Below are 4938 nucleotides of genomic sequence, written 5' to 3' on the forward strand. Positions count from 1 at the left end.
GGATATCTCAAGATCGCCTGTGTCACTGCGGACGGTCTTTTTAGTGTGCCCGTTACGCTTATTAGGTTTATCCGCCTTTTCATGCTTGGGGTAGCCGAGATGGTCTTCCATCTCAGCTTCTAAGGCAGTATCTATAAAGGATTGCATGAGCTGCTTTTGGAAGTCTTTGATGTCATCGAAGCTTTTCATGCTACCAGCCATTTGCTCGGCCAGTTTTTTAATGTCAGATTGAGTAGTCATTGCTTATTCTCCGGTTAGGGGATTATAAGCAGTTAACAGTTTTTAGGAAACTCCCGATTAAGTAGTTCTTAATCATATCAAGCAATATCGTCCCATTATCCTCGCTCACTTCTGAATAGTTGTGAGCAGGAATTTAACCCCACAGATGAATTATCTATGATTTCATATCCGTAGACATTAACTTGAGAGATTTTAACCAAGCAGCCTGACAATAAAAGTCAAACCACATCTACCTTGGTGTCTTATAGTCTAAACTCTTTTGAACCCTCTTCTGATTGTAGTACAGCTCGATATTGAACCGCTCCGGGATTGTTGTATTCTCTCAGAATGTTGAGTCTCCGACCATCCCGGGGCGGTTCAGTATTGGTTTACTTACTTCTTAAAATTTCAGTTAAAACAATTAGAATTTTAAATTCTATAAAAATCAAAAGCCTACGATAAGTTGAGATTGGCGTATTATCTATACATAATTATACTATCCGCTTATCTTAAATAATATACCGCTCATCATATTTGTTAACAAAAGACATGATGGTTAGAGCATGTTGAACATTGGCGATAAAATGTTGGCAAAAAATAGCGAACGTCTAATCTTTAAGTTTTCACACCAAAAGATCCCGTTCGCTATGCCTCGCACCATGCTCAAAGATGAACAATGGACTTGCCTCATACCTATCTTACTAGAACTGAATATTTATGACAAAGAAAATCTAAGACAAACCGTTGAAGGTATCCTTTATCGAATGCGCGTTGGTTGCCCTTGGCGTGACTTACCTGAGTATTTTGGTAAGCCTAATACCATCTATAAAGCTTATCAACGCTGGTTTCGCAGTAATAAATTGATTGCACTGTTCGCTTTATTAATCAAAGATTCAGACCTCGAATGGGTATTTATCGATGGTACTCATATTAAAGCGCATCAGCATAGCAGTGGTGGCAATGAGAATGCGCAGGCTATTAGCAAAAGTGTGGCAGGACGTGCCTCTAAGATCCATTTAGCAGTTGATGCTCATGGTAACCCAATCAATTTTATCTTATCAGATGGCACCACTCATGATGTGAAGATAGCACCAGACTTAATTGATAACATAGATTTGAGCGCAACAGTGACCGTATGCGCCGATAAGGGTTATGATTCTGGGGTACTGCGGGCACATATTAAACAAGCAGGGACGTGTGATAATATCCCTCGAAAACGAAACACGAAGCCCTCTAATGACCATATGGATTGGGACTTGTACAAAGTCCGCCACTTAGTAGAAAACGCTTTCGCTAAACTAAAAAATATAGAGCAGTTGCCACAAGATTTGATAAGCTCAAACAAAGTTATGAGAATACGGTGGCGCTTGCTTGTGCTTATCTTTGGTTGAAATTATGAATGTTCAACACGACCTATATTTTTGCATTATTTCTGTCAGTATCTTACATAGTCATGTCATTCTAAAAACTGGTAATTCAGTAGCACTATACTAAATTTAGACTGACATATACTGTCAATCCTATATATATAGGACTCAACTGAACCGCCCCGTGATTGTCGGAGATCAATATTCTCTCAGAATGTTGAGTCTCGACAATGAAAAAACAAACCTACACTCCTGAGATTAAAGAGCGCGCCGTTCGCATGCTGATTGAAGCAGCAGGCGACTATCCCTCTACATGGTCAGCCATCCAAGCCATTGCCCCTAAGATTGGCTGCACGCCTGAGACCCTTCGATCCTGGCATAAAAAGCACATCAATCAAACCATTCCTGCACATATTCAAGCTCAAAGCCAAGAGCAGCGTATCAAAGAGCTTGAACGTAAATGCAGAGAGCTCAGACAAGCCAATGAGATTATACGTAAGGCTGCTGGGATTGAAGCCCAGGCGGAGATAGACCACACGCCTTAGTAATGGTTAACTTTATTGATGAGCATAAGAATAATTATGGGATCGAGCCAATCTGTCGAGTACTACTGATTACCCCATCCACATACTATCGCGCTAAAGAGCTAGAAGAAAGCCCTGAAAAGCGTTCACAGCGTAGTCAATATGACGATTATTATCTCAGTGAGATTAAACGTATTTGGCAGGACAGCAAGTGCCGTTACGGTGCGCGTAAAGTCCGGCAGCAGATGAAATCTGACGGGTTAAAGGTTGCTCGCTGCACCGTAGAGCGGTTAATGCGACAGCATAGCATTCAAGGGGTTCGGCGCGGTAAGGGTAAGATTACCACTAATAGCCGTGATGACCAACTACGGGCTAATGACCTAGTCAATCGTAACTTTAGCGCTCATCGCCCTAACCAGCTGTGGGTGGCTGACTTTACCTATATCAAGACGACAAGCGGCTGGGTCTATACTGCTTTTATCATTGATGTGTTTGTCCGCGCTATTTTGGGCTGGAAAGTATCGAATCGCATGAATACCGATATGGTGATGGCAGTGCTTAATCAAGCGATAGCGGATAGGAATAATCCTAAGGATGTCATTCATCATAGCGATCGAGGGGTTCAGTACTTATCTATTCGCTACACTGATAAGATGACTGACTGCGGCGTGATTGCTTCTGTTGGTGCAACAGGCGATTCATACGACAATGCATTGGCTGAAACGGTCAATGGGCTGTATGAGTCTGAGGTGATTCATTATTTGAAAGAGAGCTGGTCTGGTGTGAACGATGTTGAACTGGCAACCTTGATGTAGATTGGTTTAACAAAATACGACTGCATAGCACAATTGGTTATGTATCACCTTTTGAATTTGAAAAGCGGTATTATGATAATTTAACCCTGTCAGGCATCGCTGCCTGACTCAAGTAAATCACTCTCCGATATAGTCGGGGCGGTTCAATACCTTAGAAAAATAAGTTGAGAGTGGGGTAGATAAAGTATACTTATAGAATTATTAAAAATCGTATATAAGTTAAAAAATCAATATAGCTATAGCTATAGTTTAACTTTGTCTATATATTTAATTTTTAGTGAAATTTTGGTATAAATATTGCAGCTTATATTCTTTGTAACTTTAAGTAAAGAACTTGAAGCAATAAATTTTTATGTGATTTATATAACTAAAAAAACACAGAACTTTTAACTAACCATTATTCTATAAGCTTATCTTCAGGATTCTACTATGGAACAACTATTTAAAAAAATCATTAGCATCGTTGTATTATCGACTATTCTATTTGGTATATCTGCTTGTGCCATCACTGGTAACAGTAACAGCATTATCGATAACGATGGAGATAGCCGACGTGTTGGCAAAGTTGTATGGAATAACCAAGTAGATACTGATATTAATGCGATGCTAGCAAGACAAGTTACTACTGATAGTGCTCGACTGGTGTTCATTCGAAAAAACGATAATAACCCTGAGCAAACAAGTGCTAATATTGCAGTCAACAATAGATTTCAAGCCAGTCTCCAAGCTGGTAACTATACTGTCGTCAACTCATGCGTGGGTACCAATCAGCTTAGTGTCCATGCTACGGGATTTAAAAGCAATGATTTACTAGCCAACAAAAATACTTATCAGCTAGTGGGTGGTCGAACTTACTTCTTTGATGTTGAGATGGACGAAACAGGTCAAAGTACATTAAAACAATTAACGTCGAATGATGCATCACAAATACTCTCTAATAATCGTTATCAATCCCATCAAATTAGCCGTGTAGTTCCTAATTGTTCAGCGCCTGTTGTAGCTACTCCAAGACCTGTGACACCGCCTCCAATGATACAACCAAAACCTCTTGTTTTAGAGAAAGCAGTCACTATCGATCTTGAAGTATTGTTTGAGACTGATAAAGCTATGGTAAACCCAGAGTACTACGCAGAATTGGCAGAATTGGCAGAATTTATGATGCAGTATCCAAACACTATGACAACTATTGAAGGTCATACAGATAGTCGTGGTAGTGATAGCTACAACCAAGCTCTATCACAGCGACGTGTCGATGCGGTAAGAGAAGTATTAATTACTCGCTTTCAGATTGCAGCTGAGCGCTTAAAAGCTATTGGTTATGGCGAGTTAAAACCAAGAGCGAGTAATGATAGCGAGGAAGGTCGACAACTTAATCGTCGTGTGGTCGCTATTGTTGAAGAACTCTTAAGCAATTAATAGTCCTATTATCCTTTAGTGACTGACGTTACCAACTTAAAAGCAACTTAAGCGACACAATTTAAATTAAAAATTTTAGGGAAGAATATGAATACTATTATCGTTAAGACTCATAATACCAATAGCACTGTTGATCAAGTGCAAGTAATTACAAAAGATGGCAAGCTACAGTTATCGCTGCAGTAGATAAAGTTAATTATGAGTTTTACGATACGGCTATTGGCCGTGCTCCCAATCATATTATTACTAAGCGCATAAAGAATAATTTGCATATCTCATTCGAAGAAGAAGGGCAAGATAGCGATCTTATTATAGAAGGGTTCTATGACAGCTCAGATAGCGCGCTGCTCGGAATAGCTGAGAATGGAGAATATTATTATTATATTCCTGATACCGGCGAGACCTATGATTACGTCACTCAGCTAGCAATAGGTGATACGGAAGGTCAAGCATTAGGTGGTACTCAGTATATCGCAGCAGCAGGCTTACCTTGGTGGATACCTGCGGCAGCTAGTCTAGGGCTGATAGGCTTAGTTGCTGGTAGCAGTAGAGGTAAAGATAATGATAGTAAGCTAACTAACGATGATCCTATAGCAG

The 4938-nt window shown here is 40.0% G+C and carries 4 protein-coding genes, 1 pseudogene and 1 other annotated feature; of the genes and pseudogenes, 4 read left to right on the forward strand and 1 reads right to left on the reverse strand.

The features are described from left to right. Positions 1 to 240, reverse strand: a 240-nt coding sequence (locus TT12_RS14770) for a transposase (RefSeq protein ID WP_045456407.1), incomplete at its 3' end; no start/stop codon positions are given. A gap of 626 nt (positions 241 to 866) precedes the next feature. Between TT12_RS14770 and TT12_RS14775 the strand changes: the two genes are divergently transcribed. From TT12_RS14775 to TT12_RS14795, 4 genes and pseudogenes are all read left to right on the forward strand, one after another. Beyond that, positions 867 to 1618, forward strand: a protein-coding gene (locus TT12_RS14775; protein ID WP_201606071.1) for an IS5 family transposase whose coding sequence is annotated in 2 segments (ribosomal slippage) — positions 867 to 1524 and positions 1524 to 1618 — 753 coding nt in all. Because the reading frame shifts where the segments join, the coding sequence is not laid out codon by codon here. A gap of 198 nt (positions 1619 to 1816) precedes the next feature. Then, positions 1817 to 3032, forward strand: a pseudogene (locus TT12_RS14785) (IS3 family transposase). Beyond that, positions 2092 to 2208 (forward strand) — a sequence feature (AL1L pseudoknot). It overlaps the preceding pseudogene by 117 nt. A 322-nt stretch (positions 3033 to 3354) precedes the next feature. After that, positions 3355 to 4341 (forward strand): OmpA family protein, encoded by a 987-nt coding sequence (locus tag TT12_RS14790; RefSeq protein ID WP_045456413.1) that lies wholly within the window; start codon positions 3355 to 3357, stop codon positions 4339 to 4341. 266 nt (positions 4342 to 4607) lie between these two features. Beyond that, a partial coding sequence (locus TT12_RS14795; RefSeq protein ID WP_045456417.1) for a hypothetical protein occupies positions 4608 to 4938 on the forward strand: 331 nt, incomplete at its 3' end.

Source organism: Psychrobacter sp. JCM 18903, assembly GCF_000586475.1.
Lineage (GTDB): Bacteria > Pseudomonadota > Gammaproteobacteria > Pseudomonadales > Moraxellaceae > Psychrobacter.